The sequence below is a fragment of the Promicromonospora sp. NPDC050880 genome (assembly GCF_044456525.1).
Lineage (GTDB): Bacteria > Actinomycetota > Actinomycetes > Actinomycetales > Cellulomonadaceae > Promicromonospora.
In genome coordinates, this window is sequence record NZ_JBITFV010000001.1 from 159,115 (window position 1) to 181,322 (window position 22,208).

Consider the following 22,208-nt stretch of genomic DNA (forward strand, 5'->3'; position numbering starts at 1 on the left):
ATCGACCTGTCAATTCGCCGGACACGCCCGCGTTACGCCCGGTGGGCGCCGGTTGATGGCAGGATCTTTCCTTGTGACCGACGAACCGATGAACGAGCCCGCCCCGGAGGGCTCCACCGTGCCGCCGGAGCTCGCCGAGCTGGCGGCCGCACACGGCGTCCAGTGCGAGTACACGGACCATGACGGGCGCGTCCAGCAGGTCAGCGCCTCGACGATCGTCGCCGTGCTGGAGGCGCTCGACGTCCCCGCGTCGACGCCCGCCGCCGTCGTCGCGAGCCTGGAGCGCAGCCGCGACGACGAGTGGCGCAGCATGCTGCCCCCGGCCGTCGTGCTGCGTGAGGGCACCGAGGTGACGGTACCGGTGCACGTGCCCGACGGCGCCGAGGCGACCGTATGGGTCGAGCTGGAGCTGTCGGAGACGCCGGTCATGCCCGCCAGCGCCACGCCCTGGCGGGTGGCAGCCCCGCAGCAGGGCACGGCGACCGGCTCCTTCGCGACCGTCAAGGGCGCGAAGATCCCGCTGCGCCAGGCGGACGTCTACACGGAGCCGCGCACGGTCGACAGCCGCAAGGTGGGCCGGGCGACGTTCGTGGTCCCCGGCGACCTGCCGCTCGGCTGGCACACCCTGCACGCCGAGTCCGGCGGGCAGACGGCGCAGGCCCAGCTCGTCGTGACGCCGCAGCGCCTGGAACTGCGCAAGAAGGTCGCCCGCAAGCAGGCCTGGGGCTTCATGGTCCAGCTCTACTCGGTGCGTTCCCGGGACTCCTGGGGCATGGGCGACCTCGCCGACCTGGGCGACCTCGCGTGGCAGACGGCGCACAACGGCGGCGCCGACTTCGTGGGCGTCAACCCGCTGCACGCCACCGAGCCCGTCACACCGATCACCCCGAGCCCGTACCTGCCGACCTCGCGCCGGTTCATGTCGCCGCTGTACATCCGCGTCGAGGACATCCGCGAGACGGCGTACCTCTCGGCCGCGGACCGCTCGCTCGTCGAGTGGGCCGCCGAGCCCGTGCGCGAGCTGTCCGAGGACGCCGGCCCCATCGACCGGGACGCCGTCTGGGAGGCCAAGAAGGCCGCCCTGGAGGTCGTGTACACGGCCCCCCGCTCCGCGGCCCGGCAGACGGCGTTCGACGAGTACGTGCTGGCCCAGGGCAAGGGCCTCATCGACTTCGCGACCTGGTGCGCCATCACGGAGCATCTGGACGGCCGGGACTGGCCGCCGGAGCTCGCCGACCCCGGCGCGCCGGGCGTCACCACGCTGCGCAACGCCCGCTCCGACCGCGTGCAGTTCTACTGCTGGCTGCAGTGGGTCGCGGACGAGCAGCTTCGCGCCGCGCACCGCGCCGGCACCGACGCCGGGATGCGGCTGGGCGTGCTCAAGGACCTCGCCGTCGGGTCCTCGCCGGACGGCGCCGACGCCTGGGCCGACGCCGCCGTCCTGGCCCGGGGCGTGTCCGTGGGCGCCCCGCCGGACATGTACAACCAGCAGGGCCAGAACTGGTCCCCGCGGCCGTGGCACCCGCGGGCGCTCGCGAGGGCCGGCTACGCGCCCTACCGCGACCTGCTGCGCACCGCGCTGCGGCACTGCGGCGCGCTGCGCATCGACCACGTGCTCGGCCTGTTCCGGCTGTGGTGGATCCCGGGCGGGGCACGTGCCTCGGCGGGGACGTACGTGACCTACGACCACGAGGCGCTGGTCGGCATCCTCTGCCTGGAGGCGCACCGCGCCGGGGTGGCGATCGTCGGGGAGGATCTCGGCACGTTCGAGCCGTGGATCCGCGACTACCTCGCCGAGCGCGGCATCCTGGGCACGTCGGTGCTGCTGTTCGAGCGGGACGCCGCCGGGGCGCCGCTCGCGCCGGAGGACTACCGCAGCGCCGCGCTGGCCACCGTGACGACCCACGACCTGCCGCCCACCGCGGGGTACCTCGCGGGCGAGCACGTGGACCTGCGCGAGCGGCTCGGCCTGCTCACCGAGGAGGCGACGGTGCTGCGGGGGCGGGCGCGCGCCGAGCGCGAGTCCCTGGTCGAGGCGCTGTCCCGGCGCGGGCTGACGACGTTCGACCCCTCCGAGCGGGAGCTCGTCGAGGGCCTGCACCGCTACCTGCGCGACACGCCGTCCGCGCTGGTCGGTGTCTACCTCACGGACGCCGTGGGGGAGCGTCGCGCCCAGAACCAGCCGGGCACGGACACGGAGTACCCGAACTGGAAGGTTCCGCTGGCGGACTCGGCGGGCGCCGTCGTGCTGCTGGAGGACCTGTTCAGCAACGCGCGCCTGCGCTCCCTGGTCTCGGTCCTCAACGAGGAGTAGCTGAGTGCTGGATGTTCGCCCTCTCCCGTGTGCCGGGAGGGCGAACATCCAGCACTCAACGGCTGGGCGGGGTGGGTCAGGCCTGGCCGATGCCTGCCCGGGCGATCGTGAAGCCCGTCTGGGTCGAGTCCGAGACGCAGGTCATGCCCGTCTCGGCGCTGCTGCACGTGAAACCGTGCGCCTTCTTGGACTGTCCGTACTTGAGGATCGCCGTGTTACCCGGCGCCTCTTTGGGCTGGTCCTTCTTGCCCACGCACGGCTGGGTCACGTTGCCGCTCGGGTCGACCTTCGCCACGTAGCCGGACGCGCCGCCGCACGAGGCGTCGGGAGCAGGCTTCTGGTCGAGCTGCGCGATGCCGCACGTGGCGGCGTCCGCGGAGATCGTGCACATGATGTTGAGCGACGGCGCGGCGAACGTCTCGACGCCGGCACCGCCGCCGGTCTCCAGGCCACCGTCGGCGGACGGCTCGGCCGACTGCTCCGCGGTGGTGGACGCCCCGCCGGACGGGTCCTCGTCGGACGAGCTGAACAGGCTGACGGCGAACACGATCGCGGCGACCACGAGCACCACGTCCAGGGCGATGAAGGCGATCCAGCCCGGGCTGAGCCGACGGCGCTCCTTCTGCTGCTCCGGGGCGGGCGCGTAGCCGCCCTGGTGCGCATATACCGGCTGACCGTACTGGTCGTAGCCCTGCGGCGGCGGGTAGCCCTGCGGCGGGTACTGGCCGCCCTGCGAGGCCTGCTGCGCGTACTGCTGCTGGGCGTACCCCTGCGACGCCTGCTGGGCGTAGGCCTGGGGCTGCTGCGCGTAGGCCTGCGGGTACTGCTGCTGGGCCTGGGCGGGGTAGTACTGCTGCGTCATCCCGGCGTCCGCCCCGCCGTTGTGCACGGACTGGACCACGGGGGCGCCCGGGGCGGCGGGGGCCGGGGTCACGGCCTGGGAGAACTGGTTCGCGGGCGAGATGGCCGGCGGCATGCGGTTCGACGCGGAGACGCGCTGGACCGGCCCCTGCTGGGCAGGGGTGGGCGCGGTGGGCGGGTGCTCCTGGTGGGACGGCGCACCCGGCTCCTCGTCGGGACCCTCGCCGGGCGGCGGGGGCGGCGGCGGCACGGTGCCGGACATCGGGTAACTCCCTCAGGTCAAATCGGTCGGTCTGGGCGACCGCGGTCGATCGTACACAAACGCGTTACTCGCTGTTACTCCTGCGTGGCATGATCGACGGGTCGTCGCAGGTAGTTCACAGACCGGACGACACACCAACCGAAAAGGCGCGTCTTTCGGACGCGCGGGGCGCCGACCGGCGCCCACGAGAAGACAGACGTGGAGGGCCTGTGCCCGGAGAGAACCTGACCCGCGCCGAGGCGGTCGAGCGCGCCGGCGTCGTAGCGGTCGAGTCGTACGAGATCGCGCTGGACCTGACCACCGGTCCCGAGACCTTCGCGTCCGCCACGACTGTGCGCTTCACCGCGACCGAGGGTGCGTCCACCTTCGTCGACCTGGTCGCGCCGGCGGTGCGGTCCGTGGTGCTGAACGGCCGCGAGCTGGACCCGGCGGTCGTGTTCGCGGACTCCCGCATCGCGCTGGACGGGCTGGCGGCCGACAACGAGCTCGTGGTGGTGGCCGACTGCGGCTACACCAACACGGGCGAGGGCCTGCACCGCTTCGTGGACCCCGTGGACGGCGAGGTGTACCTCTACACCCAGTTCGAGGTGCCCGACGCGCGCCGCGTGTTCGCCTGCTTCGAGCAGCCCGACCTCAAGGCCACGTTCCAGTTCACCGTGACCGCGCCCGCCGCGTGGGAGGTCGTGAGCAACGAGCCGACGCCGGAGCCGGTCGCTGCGGGCCCCGACAGCGACGTCGCCACCTGGACGTTCGAGCCCACCGGCCGCATCTCCACCTACATCACGGCGCTCGTGGCGGGCCCGTACGCAGTGGTCCGCTCGTCGCTGACGTCGTCGGACGGCCGTGAGATCCCGCTGGGCGCGTTCTGCCGCAAGTCGCTGTCGGAGCACTTCGACGCCGAGTACATCTTCGAGAAGACGCGCCAGGGCTTCGAGTTCTACGAGTCCACGTTCGGCGTGCCGTACCCGTTCACCAAGTACGACCAGCTCTTCGTGCCCGAGTACAACATGGGCGCCATGGAGAACGCGGGCTGCGTCACGTTCACGGAGTCGTACGTGTTCCGCTCGAAGGTGACCGACGCCGTGCGCGAGCGCCGCGTGGTGACGATCCTGCACGAGCTGGCGCACATGTGGTTCGGCGACCTGGTCACCATGAAGTGGTGGAACGACCTCTGGCTGAACGAGTCGTTCGCCGAGTACGCCTCCACGCTCGCCACCGCCGAGGCCACGGAGTTCGAGGCGGCCTGGACCACGTTCTCCGCGATGGAGAAGTCGTGGGCGTACAAGCAGGACCAGCTCCCCTCCACGCACCCGATCGTCGCCGAGATCAAGGACCTGGAGGACGTCCAGGTCAACTTCGACGGCATCACGTACGCCAAGGGCGCCTCGGTGCTCAAGCAGCTCGTGGCCTGGGTGGGCCGGGACGCGTTCATCGCGGGCGTGTCCGCCTACTTCGGCAAGCACGCGTGGGGCAACACCGAGCTGCCCGACCTGCTCACCGAGCTCGAGGCCACCAGCGGTCGTGACCTCAAGGCCTGGTCCAAGCTCTGGCTCGAGACGGCCGGCGTCAACACGCTGCGCCCGGTCATCGAGACGGACAGCCACGGCCGCATCATGTCGTTCGTCGTGGAGCAGACGGCGCCCGCCGAGTGGCCCACCCTCCGCCCGCACCGTCTCGGCATCGGCTTCTACAGCCTGTCCGACGCCGGCGAGCTGGTGCGCACCCGCTTCGTCGAGGTCGACGTCGACGGGCCGCGCACGGACGTGAAGGAGCTCGTCGAGCTCGACCGCCCGGCGCTGGTGCTGCTCAACGACGAGGACCTCGCGTACGCGAAGATCCGCCTCGACGCCGACTCGCTGGGTGTCGCGCTGGACCACCTGGCCGACATCGCCGACCCGCTGGCGCGCTCCCTGGTGTGGGGCTCGGTCTGGGACGCGGTGCGCGACGGCGAGGTCCCGGCCTCCCGGTACGTGCGCCTCGTGCTCGGGGGCATCGCCCGCGAGACCGAGTCGACCACGCTGCGCACCACGCTCAACCAGATGGTGCTGGCGGCCAAGCAGTACGTGGCGCCGTCGGCGCGTTCGGCCACCATCGCCGTGGTGGGCGACACGCTCTGGTCCCTGGTGGGCGACGCCGCGGCCGGCTCGGACACGCAGTTCCAGCTCGTGAAGTTCTTCGCGCACGTGGCTTCGACCCCGGCGCACGTGGCCACGCTGTCCGGGCTGCTGGACGGCTCCGTGACGCTCGACGGCCTGACCCTCGACACCGACCTGCGCTGGGAGCTCCTGGAGGGCCTGGTGCTCAACGGAGCCGCGGGCGACCAGGAGATCGACGACATGCTCGCGGCCGACAACACCGCGACGGGCCGCCAGGCGGCCGCCCGCACGCGCGCGGCCAAGCCGACGGTCGAGGGCAAGCTGGCCGCGCTGTCCTCGGTGGTGGACGCCGCCGACGTGCCGAACGCCATCATCCGGAACACCGGGCTCGGCTTCGTGCACGTCAACGACCCGGCCACGCTGGCCGACGTCGTGCGGCCGTACCTGGACGCCGTGCTGAAGGTGTGGGACGAGCGCAGCTACCACATCGCCGAGGAGATCATCGAGGGCTTCTACCCGGCACCGCTGGCGTCGGCGGAGCTCCGCGACGCGACGGCGGCCTGGCTCGAGACCAACGCGGACGCCGCCCCGGCGCTGCGCCGCCTGGTCGTGGAGGCCCTGGCGGGCACGGAACGCGCGCTGACGGCCCAGGCTGCGGACGCCTGACCCGGCGCACGGCCGCGACGGACCTTCTGCTCGGTGAGCGAGCGCCCCTCCGGGAAGGTGGTCTCGCGCAGGTGGGTTGCTCCAGGTAGACAATGTCTACTCGGAGCAACCCACCTGTGCGAGGCACCCGCTCACTCGGCCGACCGCGTTCCTGCGGCGTCGGTCACCAGATGCGGACGCGGTCCTCCGGAGCCAGGTAGAGGGCGTCGCCCGGGGTCACGTCGTACGTCGCGTAGAACTCGTCGACGTTGCGCACCACGCCGTTGCAGCGGAACTCGTTGGGGGAGTGCGGGTCCGTCGCGAGGCGGCGGAGCACCTCCTCGTCGCGGCCCTTGGACTGCCAGACCTGCGCCCAGCCGAGGAAGATCCGCTCCAGGGCGGACAGCCCGTCCACGACCGGGGCCTCGTCCAGCGGCTTGCCGAGCGCGATCCGGTAGGCCTTGATCGCGATCGAGAGCCCGCCGAGGTCGCCGATGTTCTCACCGATCGTCAGGCTGCCGTTGACGTGCGCGTCGACCGCGCCCTCCGCACCCTCCGCGTCGTCCTGCCCGGCGGCGGACGCCGCGAGCTGAGCGGGCCGGAACTGGTCGTACTGGGCGATGAGCGCGCTCGTGCGCTTCTCGAACTCGGTGCGGTCGGTGTCCGTCCACCAGTCCTCCAGGCGGCCGTCGCCGTCGTACTTGGAGCCCTGGTCGTCGAACCCGTGGCCGATCTCGTGCCCGATGACACCGCCGATGCCGCCGAAGTTCACCGCGTCGTCGGCGTCGGGGTCGAAGAACGGCGGCTGCAGGATCGCCGCCGGGAACACGATCTCGTTCATGCCCGGGTTGTAGTAGGCGTTGACCGTCTGCGGCGTCATGAACCACTCGTCACGGTCCAGCGGCCGGCCGATCTTGGCGAGCTCGTAGTCCTGGTCGAACGCGTTGGACCGGCGCACGTTGCCCACGAGGTCGGCCGCGTCCACCTCGAGGCCCGAGTAGTCGCGCCACTTCACGGGGTAGCCCACCTTGGGCGTGAACTTCTCCAGCTTGGCCAGGGCCTTCGCCTTGGTCTCGTCGGTCATCCAGTCGAGGCCCTCGATGGACTCGCGGTAGGCGGCCACCAGGGCCTCCACCAGGCGGTCCATCCGCGCCTTGTGCGACGGCGGGAAGTGCCGCGCCACGTACTCCTCGCCCACGACCTCGCCGAGCGCACCCTCCACGAGGGCCACGCCACGCTTCCAGCGCTCGCGCACCTCCTGCGCGCCCGTGAGCGTGCGGCCGTAGAAGTCGAAGTTGGCCTCGACGATCTCGTCGGTGAGGTACGGGGCGCGGGCGCTGATCACGTGGTACGTCATCCAGAGCTGCCAGTCGAGCGTCGACATCTCCTGCCACAGGGCGGCGAACCCGGTCGCGTAGCTCGGCTCCCGCACCACGAGGTGGTCGAACGCGCCCGCCGGGACGCCCATCGCGTCGGCCCAGGCCGCCCAGTCGAAACCGGGGGCCGAGGCGGCGAGGTCGGCGAGCGTCGTCGGGTTGTAGGTGAGGGTCGCGTCGCGGTCGCGCACCACGTCCCAGTGGTGGGCGGCGAGCCGCTTCTCCAGGTCGACGACCCGCGCCGCGGCGTCGTCGGGCGTGATGCCCCACGTCTGCTCGACGTCGCCGAACCGGAGCATCCGGGCCACGTGCGGCAGGTACTTCGCGCGGATCGGGGCGTACTGCTCCTCGCGGTAGTACGCCTCGTCGGGCAGGCCGAGGCCGGACTGCCGCAGGTAGACGACGTACTTCTCGGGGTCGGTGGCGTCGTTGTCGACCCAGAAGCGCACGCCCGCCGTGCCACCCGTGCGCTGGAGCGTGCCGAGCGCCGTGGTCAGGGCGGCGGTGTCACGCGCCGCCCGGATCAGGGCGAGGTCCTCGTCCAGCGGCGTGGTGCCGAGCTCGGCGATGCGGCCGGTGTCCATGAAGCTCGCGTACAGGTCCCCGATCAGGGAACCGGCGGGAGCGTCCTGGATGATCTCCCGGACGTGCACCTCCGCCTGGTCGTAGAGGGCCCGGAACGCGCCGTCCATGGCGCGGTCGGCGGGGATCTCGTGCGAGTCGATCCACCGCCCGTTGACGTGGCGGTACAGGTCGTCCTGCGGTCGGGTGTCGGGGTCGAGCGCGTCGAGGTCGATGCCCGACGTGAGGCCCGTGGCGTCGGTGGTCATTGCGCCAGCGTACGCAACACCCACGCCCGGGATGGGGGAAGATAGGCGCATGCGCCTGCACATCGCCGCCGACCACGCCGGGTACGACCTCAAGCAGCACCTGGTGCAGCACCTCACCACCGCCGGCCACGAGGTGGTCGACCACGGGGCACACGAGCTCGACCCCCAGGACGACTACCCCTCCTTCTGCATCTCGGCCGGTGAGGCCGTCGTCGCCGAGCCGGGTTCGCTCGGCATCGTGATCGGCGGTTCGGGCAACGGGGAGCAGATCGCGGCCAACAAGGTCACCGGTGTCCGGGCGGTGCTCGCCTGGTCGTTGGAGACCGCGAAGCTGGGCCGGCAGCACAACGACGCGAACGTGATCGCCGTGGGCGGCCGCATGCACACCGTGGAGGAGGCGACGTCGTTCGTCGAGGCCTTCGTGGCCGAGCCGTTCAGCGGCGACGCGCGGCACCAGCGCCGCATCGACCAGCTCGCCGACTACGAGAGCAAGCGTGCCTGAGGGACACACCGTCCACCGCCTCGCGCGGACGTTCACGTCGCTGTTCGCCGGGCAGGTCCTGCACGTGAGCAGTCCGCAGGGCCGGTTCGCCGACGGCGCAGCCGTGCTCGACGGTCGTCGCCTGGTGGCGAGCGAGGCCTGGGGCAAGCAGCTCTTCCTGGGCTTCGTGCCCGCCGGCGCGCCGGACGTCCAGGTCACCGGGGTGGCTCCGGGGCCCGACACGGTGTGGCTGCGCACGCATCTCGGGCTGTACGGCGCGTGGACGTTCGCCGGTGCCCCGGACGCGCCGGAGGTGGCGCACGCGATCGGCGCTCCCCGGCGCCGCATCGGCGAACGGGACTCGCTCCCGGCCGCCGGCAGCTCGGACCCGCAGGCCGCCGGGGCGCTCCGCCCGTCGGACACGTGGGCGGTGCCCGAGCCGCGGGGACAGGTGCGCGTGCGCCTGCTCGGCTGGCACGCCGTCGCCGACCTCACGGGCCCGACGGCGTGCGAGGTGATCACCGCCGAGGAGAAGCGGGCGGTCGAGGCACGGCTGGGCCCGGACCCGATCCGGGACGACGGCGACGCCGAGGCCTTCGTCGCCGCCGTGGGCCGGTCCCGGGTGACGATCGGCCAGCAGCTCATGGACCAGGCGGTGGTCGCCGGCGTGGGCAACATCTACCGCGCCGAGGCGCTGTTCCGCGCCGGTGTCGACCCGCTGCGCCCCGGCCGCGACGTCCCCGCGGCGTCGGTCCGGGCCATCTGGGACGACCTGGTGGTGCTCATGCGTGACGGCGCCGACCACGGCGCCATCGTCACCACACGGCCGGAGGACCGGGGGCTCCCGGAACCCTCCGACGGCGGACGACCCGCCCGGACCCGCCAGAACACCGACGGGGCACCCGGCGCGGTCCCCTCCGACCAGGCGTTCTACGTCTACCACCGCGACGGCCTGCCCTGCCGGGTCTGCGGGTCGCCGGTGCTGGTCAAGGAGCTGGCGGGGCGCAACCTGTTCTGGTGCGGCACCTGTCAGACCTGACCTGGCGCCACCTCGTCGAGCACCCGGGCGAGGTGGCGTGCGGGGGCCTCGCCCCAGTCGTCCCACTCGGCGTCGGACGCCTCGTCGAGAGCGTCCCACCAGGACGACGACCGGTTGACCGCGTGGGTCACCGCGGCCGCCCGCAGCATCTCGTCGAGCGCGCCGTCGTCGGTCGGCACGTCCCACTCCGCCAGGTACGCGGCCTGGAGGGTCGCCCACGGCACCCGGCCGCCGTGCTCCACCACTGCGCGCGGCACCATGAGGGCCTCGAGCGGGTGGGCCCACTGGGCGTCGCCGAAGTCGAAGACGCGGAGCGTCCCGTCGACCGCGAAGACGTTGCCGGGGTGCAGGTCGCCGTGCTGCAGCGTCGTCGGGAACGGACCCGCGGCCAGAGTATGGGCGGCCCGTTCCACGATAGGTCGTGCATCGTGCAGGTCCTTCGCGACCTCGTCCGCGAGCCGGGCGGGGTGGCCGGGCGGGAGGGTGGTGAGGCGGTCCAGCATCGCGTCGAACCGGTCCACCGTGCCCTGTGGCGAGCGGTCAGGCAGGCCGGTGTCCCGCATCTCGTCGCCGCGATCCGCGACGGCCCGCTGGAGCCGGGCCCAGGTCCGCAGCACCGAGGCCCAGTCGTCCGGGCGGGGTTCGTGCGTGTCGGCGAGGGTGGTGCCGCGGTCGGCGGTGAGCATCCAGCCCCGCTCCTGCACGACGGCGACCGGCGCGTCCACCTCCTGTGGCACCACGCGTGCCAGGAGCGACAGGAGCCCGGGCTCGAACCGCATGGCCGCGCAGCCCGCCTTGAACCAGAGCCGGCCGCCGGTGGTCTCCACGACGAGCTGTGTCGACCACGGCCGGACGCGCGGCTGCGCGACCGACGTGACCTCGTACCCCAGCCCCGCCACCATGTCGGTCAGCCATGCGCGGGCCTCGGCGTGCCAGACCTCACCGGTGACCACGGTGGAGAACGCAGGCATCAGAAGACCCACGACGAACCCGGGGCGACCGGCCAGCCGAAGGCCGCGCTCGCCCGCGCCAGCACGCCCGGCCTCTGCCCGGGGCGCGGGTGCACGGTGACCAGCCCGGCAGCGGCCAGCGTCGCGAGCGACGTGCCGCCCAGGTAGGCGGCACCGAGCTCCCGCACGTCCAGCGACAGCTCGGGCGTCTCGAACTCCGGGTCCACGCGCTCCACCGACGCCGGGCCGAACGCCTCCGCCCGCAGCCGGTACACCCCGGCGTTCGCGGGCAGGCGGGCGTCGGTGACGGCGAGCGTGACGTCGACGTCGGCGGCGTACCGTCGTCCCGCCAGGGCTGCCGGGACGTCGACCAGCCGGACCCACAGGTTGTCCGGCGTGCGCGGAGCAGCCGCCCGCAGGTTGACCAGGAGCTGTGTCACCACGTCGTCGACCGGCAGCACGAACGGGCTCACCTCGTTCGTCAGGTCGAGGTCGAGCAGAGCACCCCACAGGGCACGGGCCGACGCCGCGTCGAGGGCCACCACCTCGCCGGTGCTGACCTGACCGCGCGGGCCGGTGGGCTCCCAGGTGAGGGTGCGGCGGAACGTCACGTAGCCGCGCGGCTCGTCGTCGAGCTCGACGACCATGATGCGACGGGACTCCCGGCCACCGCGGTGCACGGGGGCGTCGTCCCAGAGGACAGCCTGCAGCTCCTCGGTCTCGCGCGTGACCCAGCCGGGCCGGTTGAGCCCTGGTTCGCCCGCGGGTGCGGCGCCCGCCGCGCGGTGCAGACGGTCGACGAGCGCACCGTGCCGCTCGCGGGACGCCACCTCGACCCGGACCGTGTGCCGCTCCGCACCGGGCACGTCACGCAGGGCGGCCCCGCGCGGGATGTCGAGGCGGAGGTCGTCGGCCGCGTGGCCGTAGCCGAACCGGCCGTAGATCGGGGCCTCGGCGGCGAACAGGGCGCTGACCGCCTCGCCGCGTTCGGCGCAGCGCGCCAGGTGCAGGTCGATCATCGCGGTCAGCAGGCCACGGCGCCGGTGCTGCGGATGCACGCCCACCCAGGTGAGGCCTGCCGTGGGCAGCTCCGCACCGGGTACGGGGAACTGCGCGAACGGGTACGACGCGTGCATCGCGACGAGGCCGTCGCTTCCCTCCGCCTCGATCGCGACGGCCCGCTCCCAGGTCAGCGGGGACGGTGCCGCGTCGATGTCGTCGTGGGCGTGGCCCGTCGGGAAGGCCCAGGTGTCCAGCTCGGTCACGAGCCGCTGGTCGTCGGGGGTCAGCGTGCGCCAGCGGTACCCCGCGGGCAGGGCGGTCCGGGGAAGTGCCATGACCCGATCGTCGCACCCGCGGGCAAGCGGAAATCCGGCCGGACGGTGTCGGTGTGCGCGTCTACGATCGCCTCCGTGACCGCATCCCAGCTCACCGACGTCGAGGAGTACGCCGCCGCGGTGCTCGACGTCGTCCGCCGCATCCCGTCCGGCCGCGCGATGACCTACGGGCTGATCGCCGAGATCGTCGGCGAGCGGCTCGGCCGGGGCGGTCCGCGCCAGGTCGGCAGCGTCATGGCCGGTTCGGGGGACCGGTACGCGCACCTGGTGCCGGACGGTCCCGAGGAGGACGACGGCGACCGTGTGCCCTGGTGGCGGGTCGTCAACGCCGCGGGCTCGCCGCCGCAGCACCACCTGACCGACGCGCTGGACGCGCTCCGGGCGGAGGGCTGCCCGCTGTCCAAGGACGGCCGCCGCGTGAACCTCCGGCGAGCGGTCTGGTTCCCCGAGGACGACGCGCCGGCGGGCGAGGGCGCCTCGTAGGCCTGGCGGCGCGGCCGGGCCTGGCGACGTCGCCGTGCGGCGCGGTGCCCGGCACCCGCTGGGCGTGGGACACCCGCAGTTCACACCCGGGCGCCGCGCCGTTCATGGCCGCGGGCTAGCGTGCCGAGCCGAACGTGTCCGCTCGATCGCCGTCGGAGGTACCACCATGCATCGCTCCCTCGCAGGTGCAGCAGGGCTCGTCAGCGCGCTGGCCCTCACGGCGGGGCTGGTGGGCCCGGGGCTCACCGCCGCCGGCGCGCCCACACCGCCGTCGTCCGCTCCGCCGTCGTCCGCTCCGGCGGTGCCCACGGAGCGTGCCGCCGGGCCCACCCGGCCCGCCGCGACCCTCCTCTACTTCCACGACGCGCACGAGATCGGCCCGGTGCTGACCGGGGGCCAGGACCGCGGCGGCGTCGCCCGTCTGGCCACGGCCGTGCGCACGGTCGAGGAGCGGAACCGGGCCACGGCCGTCGTCTTCGGGGGAGACCTGGCCGGGGGCACGCTGTTCGGCGGCCTCTACCAGGGCGTACCCATGGTGGAGGCGCTCAACGAGGTGGGCGTGGACCTGGCGAACTTCGGCCAGCACGACTTCGACTTCGGCGTGGACCACGCGCGCGACCTGGTCGCGGCGTCCGACTTCCCCTGGATCACGTCCAACCTGACGACCACCGACGGCACCCCCTTCGTGGAGCACGGCACGTGGGCGGTGCAGCGGGTGGGCGCCGTCCGTGTCGGCTTCATCGGGCTCACCGACGCCATCGAGACGACGACGGCCGCCGCCGATCTCGTGGAGAGGGACCCGGTCGAGGCCGCCCGGGCCGCCGTCGCCGACCTGCGGGCGCACGCCCGGGCCGACGTGATCGCGGCGGTCACGCAGTACCCGATGGACGAGAACCGCGAGCTGGTGCGGGCCGTGCCCGCGCTGGACGCCGTGTTCGGCGAGGAGATGGCCGAGTACGACTCGGTGATCGAGTACGAGGGCGACGTGCCGCTCATGGCGTCCGAGGGCAACATCGGGTCGCTCGTGCGGCTCGACATCAGGCGGGAACACGGCACGGACCGCCGGCCGGGCTACCAGGTGCGGCCGTCGGTGATCGAGGTGGACCACACGGTCACACCGGACCCCGCGCTGCGCGAGGTCGAGGAGCGGTACGCGGCCGAGATGGACGAGCGGCTCTCGGAGGTCCTGGCGGAGGTCCGTACCCCGCTCCTGGACCCCGAGCAGAAGAGCCGGTCGCAGGAGACGGCGCTCGGTGACTTCGTCGCGGACGGGTTCCGCGCGCAGCACGGCGCGGACATCGGCTGGGTCAACGGCGGCGGCCTGCGCGCCGAGGCACCGGGCCCGGACTTCACGCTGCGGGACGCGTACTCGATCGCGCCGTTCGCCAACCGGGTCATGCACGTGCGGGTCACGGGGGCGGGCCTGCTGCGCTCGCTGGAGGACGCGGTGTCCCGGGTGCAGGACGCGGGCGGCGGCTTCCCGCAGGTCTCCGGCATGGCGTACGCGTACTCCCCGAGCGCACCGGCAGGCTCCCGGGTGAGCGACGTCCGGGTGGGCGGCGCCCCGCTGGACGAGACGGCCACCTACACGGTCGCGGCGACCAACTACGTGGTCGGCGGCGGTGACGGCGTCACGGGCTTCGCAGACGCCGAGATCCTGGTCCCTCTCGCGGACGCCCCGGTGGACGCGGAGACGATCGCCGCCCACGCGCGCACCCTGAGCACGATCGACATCGAGCCGGAAGGCCGCATCACCGTGCTCCCGTAGCCGTTGAGTGCTGCATATCCGCCCTTCTGGCACACGGAAGAGGGCGAATATCCAGCACTCGACGATCAGGCTTTCGAGGGGGCGAGGCGGGCCAGGACCGTGCCTGCCGTCGAGCGGGCGCGGCCCGCGAGCGAGCGGTCCTGGGCGGCGGCCAGCAGGGCCAGCATCGAGGCCGGGTCGCCCTGCACGAGCAGGGTCGTGATCGCGGTCGACTCCCATGTCGGCAGCTCGCGGCGGATCTTGTCGATCGGCCCGACCAGCGCGATCTCCTCCACGAGCTGCGTCGGCACGGCCGCGGCGGCCTCCTCCTTGCGCCCGGCCAGGTACAGCTCCTGCACCTTGTCCAGCGGCTCGGCGTACCCGAGCCGGTCGAGCGACTGCTTGTGGAAGTTCGCCTCCTTGGCGCCCATGCCGCCCGCGTACAGGGCGATGTGGGGGCGGATGACGTCGGCGGCCGCCTCGACGTCGTCCCGCACCACGACCGGCACCGTGGCACAGACCTCGAACCGGTCCGACGGCGAACGTTCGGCCGAGCGGGCGTCGAAGCCCTCCGCGAGCAGCGCCCGGAACTCGGCGTCCATGCGGGGTGCGTAGAAGCCGGCCATCCAGCCGTCGGCGATCTCGGCGGCCAGGGCCACGTTCTTGGGGCCCTGGGCGGCCAGCACGATCGGGATCTCGGGCCGGAACGGGTGGACGGTGGGCTTGAGTGCCTTGCCCAGCCCGGTCGCGCCCGGTGCCTCGGCGGACAGCGGAAGCTGGTAGAACGCGCCGTCGTGCGTCACGGGTGCCTCGCGCCGCATGACCTGCCGCACGATGTCGACGTACTCCCGCGTGCGGGCCAGCGGCCGCTTGTAGGGCTGCCCGTACCAGCCCTCGACGACCTGCGGACCGGAGGCGCCGAGCCCGAGCACGAACCGGCCCTTGGACAGGTGGTCCATCGTGAGCGCCTGCATGGCGGTGGCCGTCGGCGTCCGGGCCGAGAGCTGGGCGATGCCCGTGCCCAGCCGCACGTTCCGGGTGCGCGCGCCCCACCAGGCCAGCGGCGAGAAGGCGTCGGACCCGTAGGCCTCAGCGGTCCAGACGGAGTCGAGGCCGAGCTTGTCGGCGGCCACGATGAACTGCTGAATACCCTTCGGGGGCCTGCGGGACCAGTAACCGGTCTGGAATCCGATGCGCATGGGGTTCACCTCGTCGTGGGAACGGCTTACCCGGGACGGCGCGTCCCAGGTACTGCCCACACCCTACCGGTCCCGCACGCCCGTGGTTACGGTGGTCGGGTGACCACCTACGACGACGTCGCCCGGCTCGCCCTCGCGCTGCCCGAGACCGTCGAGGGACTGAGCTACCGCCACCGCGTCTGGTCCGTCGGGCGCAAGGCGTTCGCGTGGGAACGCCCCTTCAGCCAGGCCGACCTCAGGCGGTTCGGCGACGACCCCGTACCCGAGGGGCCGATCCTCGGTGTGCGGGTCGAGGACCTGGGCGAGAAGGAGGCGATCCTCGGCGAGGAGCGGCCGGGCTTCTTCACGATCCAGCACTTCGACGGCTTCGCGGGCCTGCTGATCCAGCTCGACCTCGTCGGCGAGGCCGCGCTGCGCGAGGCCCTGGTCGACGCATGGCTCGCGACGGCCCCGCCGGCGCTCGCGGAACGCCACGCCGAGCGGCTGCGCTGACGGGGTCGACGCGGCCGGGTCGACGCGGTCGGGTCGACCCGGCCGGGCGCCTAGCGGCCGTCGTCCGGGCCGGTGCCCCGCTCCGCCCGTGCCCGCTCCGCCATCGTGTTCAGCAGCGCGGCCGCCTGGGCGGCGCCGTCCACCGTGACGACGAACCCGCGCCCGGCGGTCCGGTCCACCTGCAGGGCCTCGCCGCGGCGCAGCACCACCCCGGTGCGACCCGAGCCGTCGAGCGCGACGCGCCAGCCCCAGCCGCCGTAGTCGCGCATCGGGCTGACGGTCGTCGCCGAGGCGAGCACGACCTCGTTCGCCGGGATCCGGGTACGTGGCCAGCCGAGGGTCGAGCGCACGGTCAGGCCTGCGCCGTCGACCCGCACGGTGAACGAGAGCATCGCCAGCACGAGCAGGGTGAGCAGCAGCGGCACCACCAGCATCGCCCAGAGCTGCGTCAGCACGGCGGCGGCCGTGGCGGCCAGGGCGATGCCGATCTCGACCGCCAGGGCGCCCCTGGGTGTCGTGGCCCGGCCGATCCAGGCGGCGCGTTCACCGGGGCCGAGGGGCGTCCGCGCGGCCCCGCCGTCGACCGGTCCGGTTGCCGGGGCGGGCGGGTCGCCCGGCACGAGCATCGCCGCGATCACGGCGAGCACGGTGGGCCCGAGCGCCGCGGCTGCGACGAGCCAGCCCGGGCTCCATGCCTCCGCCGCGTCGGACAGACCACGCTGCACCCACAGGCTGCCCACCAGGATGGTGCCGATGAACCCGCCGATCCACACGTTCATCGCCGCGGACAGGCGCCGGGTGCTCTCGCCTCGTCCCCAGAAGACCCCCATCGCCGAGAACAGGGCCACGCACACCGCGCCCGCCGCGACGAGCACCCCGACGAAGCTGCCGACCGGCATGAAGCCGTCCGGCCCGTCGCCGGACGACCAGTGGGTCGCGACCGGGTCGGGGAGGCTGTCCCGCCAGGACAGGGCCAGGCCCGCCGCCACGCCGAGCAGGGACAGCCCGCACAGCGCGCTGATCGCGACCTGGCCGCGTCGGCTGTGCCCGAACCGCTGGTGCAGCAGGATTCCGGTGGTCATCTCATCGCCTCCTTGACGAGGGTGGCCGTGGCATCGGGGGAGAGGTGCGCCGCCCGGGCGGCGCGGATCAGCTCGGCCATGGCGCGCTCGACCGCCGACAGGTCGGCCTGCGCGCGACCTGTCACGACGGCACCCCGGCCGCGGCGCAGGTCGATCAGGCCCTCGTCACGCAGCACCTGGTAGGCCTTCAGGACCGTGTGCACGTTGATGTCGAGCGCCTGCGCGAGCTCACGTGCCGCCGGGAGGCGCTCGCCGTGCACGAGGTCTCCCTTGGCGACACCGACCCGCACCTGGGCGACGAGCTGCTCGAAGAGCGGCTCGTCGCTCGCGGGATCGATGCGGAACATCATGGGGGATACTCTACTTGATCTACGGCAACTAGAACAAGGGCCGAGAACAAGAGGGCCGGCGACAGCCGGCCCTCCACCCGGTGCGACCCGGGCTCAGATGATGTACTCGATCAGCTCCGACGGGTCCTCGTTGCGCGACCGCTCCGCGACCGGCGCCTCCGGCACCCGGATCCGGGCGGGGATCCCGACGGCGACCGCGCCCGCGGGCACGTCCTTCACCACGACCGCGTTGGCGCCGATCTGCGCGTCGTCCCCGACCCAGACCGGGCCCAGCACCTTGGCGCCGGCGCCCACGGTCACGCGGTCACCGAGGGTCGGGTGGCGCTTGCCCCGGTTGAGCGACCGGCCGCCCAGCGTCACGCCGTGGTACAGCATGACGTCGTCGCCCACGACCGTGGTCTCGCCGATGACGACGCCCATGCCGTGGTCGATGAACAGCCGGCGGCCGATCCGTGCGGCGGGATGGATCTCCACGCCGGTGAGCGCCCGCGCGAGCTGCGAGAGCAGCCGCGCGGGCAGGCGGAGCGCCGGTGCCTGCCACAGCCGGTGCGCCGCCCGGTGCGCCCAGAGGGCGTGCACGCCGGGGTAGGCGAGGGCCACCTCCAGGCGGGACCGGGCGGCCGGGTCGTGGGCGCGCGCGGCGTCCAGGTCCTCGGCGAGAACCTGGAACAGCCCGCGTGCCCCCGTCATCAGTCGACCAGACCCTCGAACAGCGGGGTGGACAGGTAGCGCTCGCCGAAGTCGGGGACGATGACGACGATCGTCTTGCCCGCGTTCTCCGGACGCTTCGCGACCTCCAGCGCCGCGGACAGCGCGGCGCCCGACGAGATGCCGACCAGCAGGCCCTCCTCCTGGGCAGCCCGGCGGGCGAACTCGATGGCCGTGCCGACGTTCACGTCGATGACCTCGTCGTACACCGTGGTGTCGAGGATCTCGGGCACGAAGTTGGCGCCGATGCCCTGGATCTTGTGCGGGCCCGGGGCGCCTCCGTTCAGGATCGGCGACTCCTCGGGCTCGACCGCGACGACCTTGACCTCGGGCTTCTTCTCCTTGAGCACCTGGCCGACGCCGGTGATGGTGCCGCCGGTACCGATGCCGGACACCACGATGTCGACAGCGCCGTCGGTGTCCGCCCAGATCTCCTCGGCGGTGGTCTCGCGGTGGATCTTCGGGTTGGCCTCGTTGGCGAACTGGCGGGCCAGCACGGCGCCGGGGCGCTCCTGCGCAATCTTCTCGGCCGCCGCCACGGCGCCCTTCATGCCCTCCGAGCCCGGCGTGAGCACCAGCTCGGCGCCGTACGCCCGCAGCAGCGCGCGGCGCTCCTTGGACATGGTCTCCGGCATGGCCAGGACCACCTTGTAGCCGCGGGCCGCGCCCACCCAGGCCAGGGCGATGCCCGTGTTGCCCGAGGTGCCCTCGACGATGGTGCCGCCCTCCTTGAGCTCGCCCGAGGCCTCGGCCGCGTCGATGATCGAGACGCCGATGCGGTCCTTCACCGAGTTGGCCGGGTTGTAGAACTCGAGCTTGGCGAGAACCGTCGCCTCGAGGCCGTCGGTGAGGCGGTTGAGCTTGACGAGGGGCGTGCTGCCGATGAGCTTGGTCGCGTCGTCGTAGATGCGGGCCATTGTTCTTCCTTCGCTGTGTGGCGGGTGGGGCTGGCTTGGGATCGTGCGCCGTCGGCGTCCGGGTCGTGCAGGTGCGTGCCTCGGGGCCGGCGTGGTGCGTCTGGAGCGGGGTGCGGGGCCGGAGCGTCACGCGCGGGACCGGGTCCGCGGCCGAACAGGCCGGGGACGGTCGCGCGGACGCTCTACAGACAGCCTCGGGGGCAGCGGCCGGTCTCGCACGCCCGGCCGGCGGCCGGGGCGACGGTGGGGGCGGCGGTGGGGAGTGCGGAGCGCACGGTGCTCAAGACGTCCTCCCTGCGTGTGGCGGCCCGCTGGCCGCTCGGCTGCATGATCCATGGCGGGCGCCGGGCTCGCCTGAAGCAGGTTACGTGGGCCAGGACTCTGAGACAAGATCTGTCTCAGGTATCGATCATCTCGATATTTCACGCCGCGGCGTAGCCTCGGTCCCGGCGATGCCTCGCACGGCGCGGACGGCGTCGGGAGAGGGAGGTGCGGGTGAGCCGGCCCAGGGTCCGTGAGGCGTCCGCCGTCGACGACGGCGTGGTGCTCGACCTCATGACCGAGTACATGACGGAGGCGCTCGCCGGGTTCGAGCGGGCGTACGGCTTCGCGATGGGCCGCGGTGCGGAGCACTCCGCCGACGCCCTGGAGAAGTTCCGCCGGCCGTCGGGCCTCCTCCTGCTGGCCGAGGTCGACGACGTGCCCGCCGGGGTCGCGGCGCTGCGCGTGCAGGACGACGGCGCGACCGAGATCAAGCGGATGTACGTGCGCCCCGCCCAGCGCGGTACCGGGCTGGGCTCGGAGCTGCTCGACCGGCTGCTGGAGCTGTCCCGGGACGACCTGCACGCGCCCGTGGTCCGGCTGGACAGCAACCGGTTCATGCGCGAGGCCCACCGGCTCTACGAGTCGCGCGGCTTCGTCGAGCGCCCGCCCTACGCCGGGTCGGAGATCCCGGCGGAGCTCCAGCACCTCTGGCGGTTCTACGAGCTGGTGCTCGGGCCGACGTCGTAGGTGCGCGCCACCCTCCCGGGCGAGGGAGGGATCGCCGGTGCCTGGCTGGCCCGCCGGGGGTCTGCCTATGGTCGTACCGACCGAGCGCCCGCCCACGGGTGCCCGCGACCGAGCACACGGAGGTCTCTCATGGCTGTGATCGATCTGCCCGCCGTCGTCCAGGAGTTCGTCGACGCCACCAATGCCGGCGACACCGAGCGGTTCGTCGCGACGTTCACGGACGACGCGTACCTCAATGACTGGGGCCGCGAGTTCCATGGACCGGACGGCGTCCGGAGCTGGAACGAGACCGACAACATCGGCATGAAGAGTCAGTTCGAGCCCGTCGCGGTGGAACCCGGGGCGGAGCCCGGGGACTACACCGTCACGATCACCGTGCAGAGCAACCGGTTCAACGGGACGGGGCCGTTCAAGTTCACGCTGCGCGACGGGAAGATCGCGAGCCTGGTCCTGAGCTGACGCACCCGGAGCGGCTCACCACATCGCCACCTCTGCCGCGAGCTCCAGCCCGTGCTCGGTGGCCCGCGCCGACGAGATCGCCAGCTGGTTCCCGTCCTCCGGGAAAGCGACACCCTCGACGAGCCGGTCGAGCTCGGCGCTGCCGAGCTGCTCGGCGACGGCGGCCACGGGCAGGCTGAGCCCGGCGAACCGGACGGTGTCCGCGCGGACCACCGCCTGACCGCCCTCGGCGGACACGTCGAGCAGGAGGTCCACGGTCCGTGTGGTGCCCGAGATCGGCAGCGGCACCTGCGCCACCAGCGCCCCGGACTCGGCCGCGACCCGGAGCTCCGGCAGCTCGGTGGCCGACCGTGCCATGTCCGTGAGGGCCTCGGGCGCGACGTCGACCAGCAGGGTGGCCTGCCCGGTCGCGACCTGCCAGAGGGCGGGGGTGTCGTCCCGCGTCACCGTGACACCCTCCGGCAGGTCGGCGGTCGAGGCCGCGATCCGGTCGTCGATCGTGGCGCGCAGCGCCAGCTCGCCCACGACGCCGAGCACCGCCAGCACGCCCACCACCGAGACGGTGACGATGATCCAGCGACGGTGGGGACGGGCGGGCGCGCTCTGTGTCATGGCCCCTATTCGACCCCATCGATCCGTCGGACACATGACGAATCGCGGGTCATCCCGTGACGGCTCATCGCGCGGACCGGTTGCCGGACCGTCGTGGGGACGGGCGACGGGAGGTCAGGGCGTAGGCCGCCACCCAGGCCGGAGCGCCGAGATCCCGCGGCAGCGCACCCGGCGCGACGCGGTGCTGCCGGGCCCAGTGCCGCACCTCCTCGCGGCCGAGCCCCTGCCGGACGAGGATCTCGTGCACGCCGCGGCCGGGCCCGTTGAACACGGCCGCGGCGAACCGCTGGTAGTCGCGCTGCCGGGAGGGCGGCAGCAGGGGGTCGGTGCGGCGGTCGAGCACGAGCAGGCCGGCGTCCACGCCCGGCCGGGGACGGAACGCGCCGGCGGGGACACGCTGGTCGAGCCGGGGTGCGAACCACGGCCACCACTGGACGGTCAGGAGCGTGGCGCCGCCCACGGCGGCGCGCTTGCGGGCCACCTCCCACTGCGTGATCAGCACGGCGCGCTGCCAGCCGGTCAGGGTGAACAGGCGCCGGAGCACCGGGGTGGTCAGGTGGAACGGCACGTTGCAGACGAGGTCGTAGGGCTCCGACGGCGGGGCGTGCCGCAGGATGTCGTCCCGCGTCACGGTGACGTTGCCGGGCACGACCCGGGCCAGGCGCGCGGCCGAGCGCGGGTCGATCTCGACCGCCTCGACCGGGCGGCCCAGCCGGGCCAGGGGCAGCGTCATCGCGCCGCGGCCGGCGGCCCACTCGACGACCGGCCGGTCCGCGTCGGGGACGAGGTCGACCACGCGGTCGATGACCCGCGTGTCGATCAGCAGGTTCTGGCCGAGCTCGTGGGCCCCGCCGACCGGCCCCGTCGGCACGGTCGGCACGGCGGGCCCCGCCGGCCCGGTGGGTTCCGCGGTCCGCGGGGGCTCCGGCGGCCGGGCGGCCCGCGGTGCACCGTGGT

General features: G+C 73.2%; 20 protein-coding genes. 9 read left to right on the top strand and 11 right to left on the bottom strand.

The genetic code is table 11. From position 1 onward, the window contains the following. The first annotated feature begins 88 nt into the window (after nucleotides 1–88). Complete coding sequence (gene malQ, locus ACIBBF_RS00810; protein WP_397410655.1) at nucleotides 89–2,314, top strand: 4-alpha-glucanotransferase; 2,226 nt, start codon at nucleotides 89–91, stop codon at nucleotides 2,312–2,314. Nucleotides 2,315–2,390: 76 nt separating this feature from the next. Here malQ and ACIBBF_RS00815 read toward each other — a convergent pair whose 3' ends face one another. After that, on the bottom strand, nucleotides 2,391–3,437 hold the full coding sequence (locus ACIBBF_RS00815) for a hypothetical protein (protein WP_397409491.1): 1,047 nt from the start codon (nucleotides 3,435–3,437) through the stop codon (nucleotides 2,391–2,393). 209 nt (nucleotides 3,438–3,646) lie between these two features. Here ACIBBF_RS00815 and pepN point away from each other — a divergent pair, with 209 nt between their 5' ends. After that, nucleotides 3,647–6,199, top strand: coding sequence for an aminopeptidase N (gene pepN / locus ACIBBF_RS00820; RefSeq protein ID WP_397409493.1), 2,553 nt, complete (start codon nucleotides 3,647–3,649; stop codon nucleotides 6,197–6,199). A 163-nt stretch (nucleotides 6,200–6,362) separates the two neighbouring features. On the opposite strand, the gene ACIBBF_RS00825 is transcribed toward pepN, so the two are convergent. Beyond that, nucleotides 6,363–8,384: a M13 family metallopeptidase gene (locus tag ACIBBF_RS00825; protein WP_397409495.1), complete on the bottom strand. Its 2,022-nt coding sequence runs from the start codon at nucleotides 8,382–8,384 to the stop codon at nucleotides 6,363–6,365. Between the two features lie 49 nt (nucleotides 8,385–8,433). Here ACIBBF_RS00825 and ACIBBF_RS00830 point away from each other — a divergent pair, with 49 nt between their 5' ends. Both ACIBBF_RS00830 and ACIBBF_RS00835 read left to right on the top strand, forming a co-directional pair. Then, a complete protein-coding gene (locus ACIBBF_RS00830) occupies nucleotides 8,434–8,886 on the top strand; it encodes a ribose-5-phosphate isomerase (RefSeq protein ID WP_397409497.1) in 453 nt (150 codons plus the stop codon). After that, nucleotides 8,879–9,904 (top strand): Fpg/Nei family DNA glycosylase, encoded by a 1,026-nt coding sequence (locus tag ACIBBF_RS00835; RefSeq protein ID WP_397409499.1) that lies wholly within the window; start codon nucleotides 8,879–8,881, stop codon nucleotides 9,902–9,904. The genes ACIBBF_RS00830 and ACIBBF_RS00835 overlap by 8 nt, the downstream gene beginning before the upstream one ends. Here the strand turns inward: ACIBBF_RS00835 and ACIBBF_RS00840 are convergent. Both ACIBBF_RS00840 and eis read right to left on the bottom strand, forming a co-directional pair. Further along, a complete protein-coding gene (locus tag ACIBBF_RS00840) occupies nucleotides 9,895–10,875 on the bottom strand; it encodes a phosphotransferase (protein ID WP_397409501.1) in 981 nt (326 codons plus the stop codon). The genes ACIBBF_RS00835 and ACIBBF_RS00840 overlap by 10 nt on opposite strands. Further along, complete coding sequence (gene eis / locus ACIBBF_RS00845) at nucleotides 10,875–12,191, bottom strand: enhanced intracellular survival protein Eis (protein WP_397409502.1); 1,317 nt, start codon at nucleotides 12,189–12,191, stop codon at nucleotides 10,875–10,877. Before eis ends, ACIBBF_RS00840 begins: the two co-directional genes overlap by 1 nt. 75 nt (nucleotides 12,192–12,266) lie before the next feature. Here eis and ACIBBF_RS00850 point away from each other — a divergent pair, with 75 nt between their 5' ends. Both ACIBBF_RS00850 and ACIBBF_RS00855 read left to right on the top strand, forming a co-directional pair. Further along, nucleotides 12,267–12,674 (top strand): MGMT family protein, encoded by a 408-nt coding sequence (locus tag ACIBBF_RS00850; RefSeq protein ID WP_397409504.1) that lies wholly within the window; start codon nucleotides 12,267–12,269, stop codon nucleotides 12,672–12,674. A 166-nt stretch (nucleotides 12,675–12,840) separates the two neighbouring features. Continuing rightward, on the top strand, nucleotides 12,841–14,442 hold the full coding sequence (locus ACIBBF_RS00855) for a bifunctional metallophosphatase/5'-nucleotidase (protein ID WP_397409506.1): 1,602 nt from the start codon (nucleotides 12,841–12,843) through the stop codon (nucleotides 14,440–14,442). Nucleotides 14,443–14,507: 65 nt separating this feature from the next. Here the strand turns inward: ACIBBF_RS00855 and ACIBBF_RS00860 are convergent, their stop codons facing one another. After that, nucleotides 14,508–15,620 carry an LLM class F420-dependent oxidoreductase gene (locus tag ACIBBF_RS00860; protein WP_397409508.1) on the bottom strand — a complete coding sequence of 371 codons (1,113 nt, stop codon included), beginning with the start codon at nucleotides 15,618–15,620 and terminating at the stop codon, nucleotides 14,508–14,510. 99 nt (nucleotides 15,621–15,719) lie between these two features. Between ACIBBF_RS00860 and ACIBBF_RS00865 the strand changes: the two genes are divergently transcribed. Further along, nucleotides 15,720–16,112, top strand: coding sequence for an MmcQ/YjbR family DNA-binding protein (locus ACIBBF_RS00865; protein ID WP_397409510.1), 393 nt, complete (start codon nucleotides 15,720–15,722; stop codon nucleotides 16,110–16,112). A gap of 50 nt (nucleotides 16,113–16,162) precedes the next feature. On the opposite strand, the gene ACIBBF_RS00870 is transcribed toward ACIBBF_RS00865, so the two are convergent. The 4 genes from ACIBBF_RS00870 to cysK form a co-directional block, all read right to left on the bottom strand. Continuing rightward, on the bottom strand, nucleotides 16,163–17,194 hold the full coding sequence (locus tag ACIBBF_RS00870; protein WP_397409512.1) for a DUF1648 domain-containing protein: 1,032 nt from the start codon (nucleotides 17,192–17,194) through the stop codon (nucleotides 16,163–16,165). Further along, a complete protein-coding gene (locus tag ACIBBF_RS00875) occupies nucleotides 17,191–17,544 on the bottom strand; it encodes a GntR family transcriptional regulator (RefSeq protein WP_397409514.1) in 354 nt (117 codons plus the stop codon). Before ACIBBF_RS00875 ends, ACIBBF_RS00870 begins: the two co-directional genes overlap by 4 nt. A gap of 93 nt (nucleotides 17,545–17,637) precedes the next feature. After that, nucleotides 17,638–18,234, bottom strand: a complete 597-nt coding sequence (epsC, locus tag ACIBBF_RS00880; RefSeq protein WP_397409516.1) for a serine O-acetyltransferase EpsC — start codon at nucleotides 18,232–18,234, stop codon at nucleotides 17,638–17,640. After that, entirely contained in the window at nucleotides 18,234–19,169 is a 936-nt protein-coding gene (cysK, locus tag ACIBBF_RS00885) for a cysteine synthase A (RefSeq protein WP_397409518.1), read from the bottom strand. The genes epsC and cysK overlap by 1 nt, the downstream gene beginning before the upstream one ends. Nucleotides 19,170–19,664: 495 nt before the next feature. On the opposite strand from cysK, the gene ACIBBF_RS00890 reads away from it, so the two are divergent. After that, nucleotides 19,665–20,180, top strand: coding sequence for a GNAT family N-acetyltransferase (locus tag ACIBBF_RS00890; RefSeq protein ID WP_397409520.1), 516 nt, complete (start codon nucleotides 19,665–19,667; stop codon nucleotides 20,178–20,180). Nucleotides 20,181–20,309: 129 nt separating this feature from the next. Further along, nucleotides 20,310–20,639 carry a nuclear transport factor 2 family protein gene (locus tag ACIBBF_RS00895; protein ID WP_397409522.1) on the top strand — a complete coding sequence of 110 codons (330 nt, stop codon included), beginning with the start codon at nucleotides 20,310–20,312 and terminating at the stop codon, nucleotides 20,637–20,639. A 15-nt stretch (nucleotides 20,640–20,654) separates the two neighbouring features. On the opposite strand, the gene ACIBBF_RS00900 is transcribed toward ACIBBF_RS00895, so the two are convergent. Together ACIBBF_RS00900 and erm are read right to left on the bottom strand one after the other, a co-directional pair. Continuing rightward, entirely contained in the window at nucleotides 20,655–21,251 is a 597-nt protein-coding gene (locus ACIBBF_RS00900) for a hypothetical protein (protein ID WP_397409524.1), read from the bottom strand. Nucleotides 21,252–21,315: 64 nt separating this feature from the next. Continuing rightward, entirely contained in the window at nucleotides 21,316–22,122 is an 807-nt protein-coding gene (gene erm, locus ACIBBF_RS00905) for a 23S ribosomal RNA methyltransferase Erm (RefSeq protein WP_397410657.1), read from the bottom strand. Nucleotides 22,123–22,208: the final 86 nt, after the last annotated feature.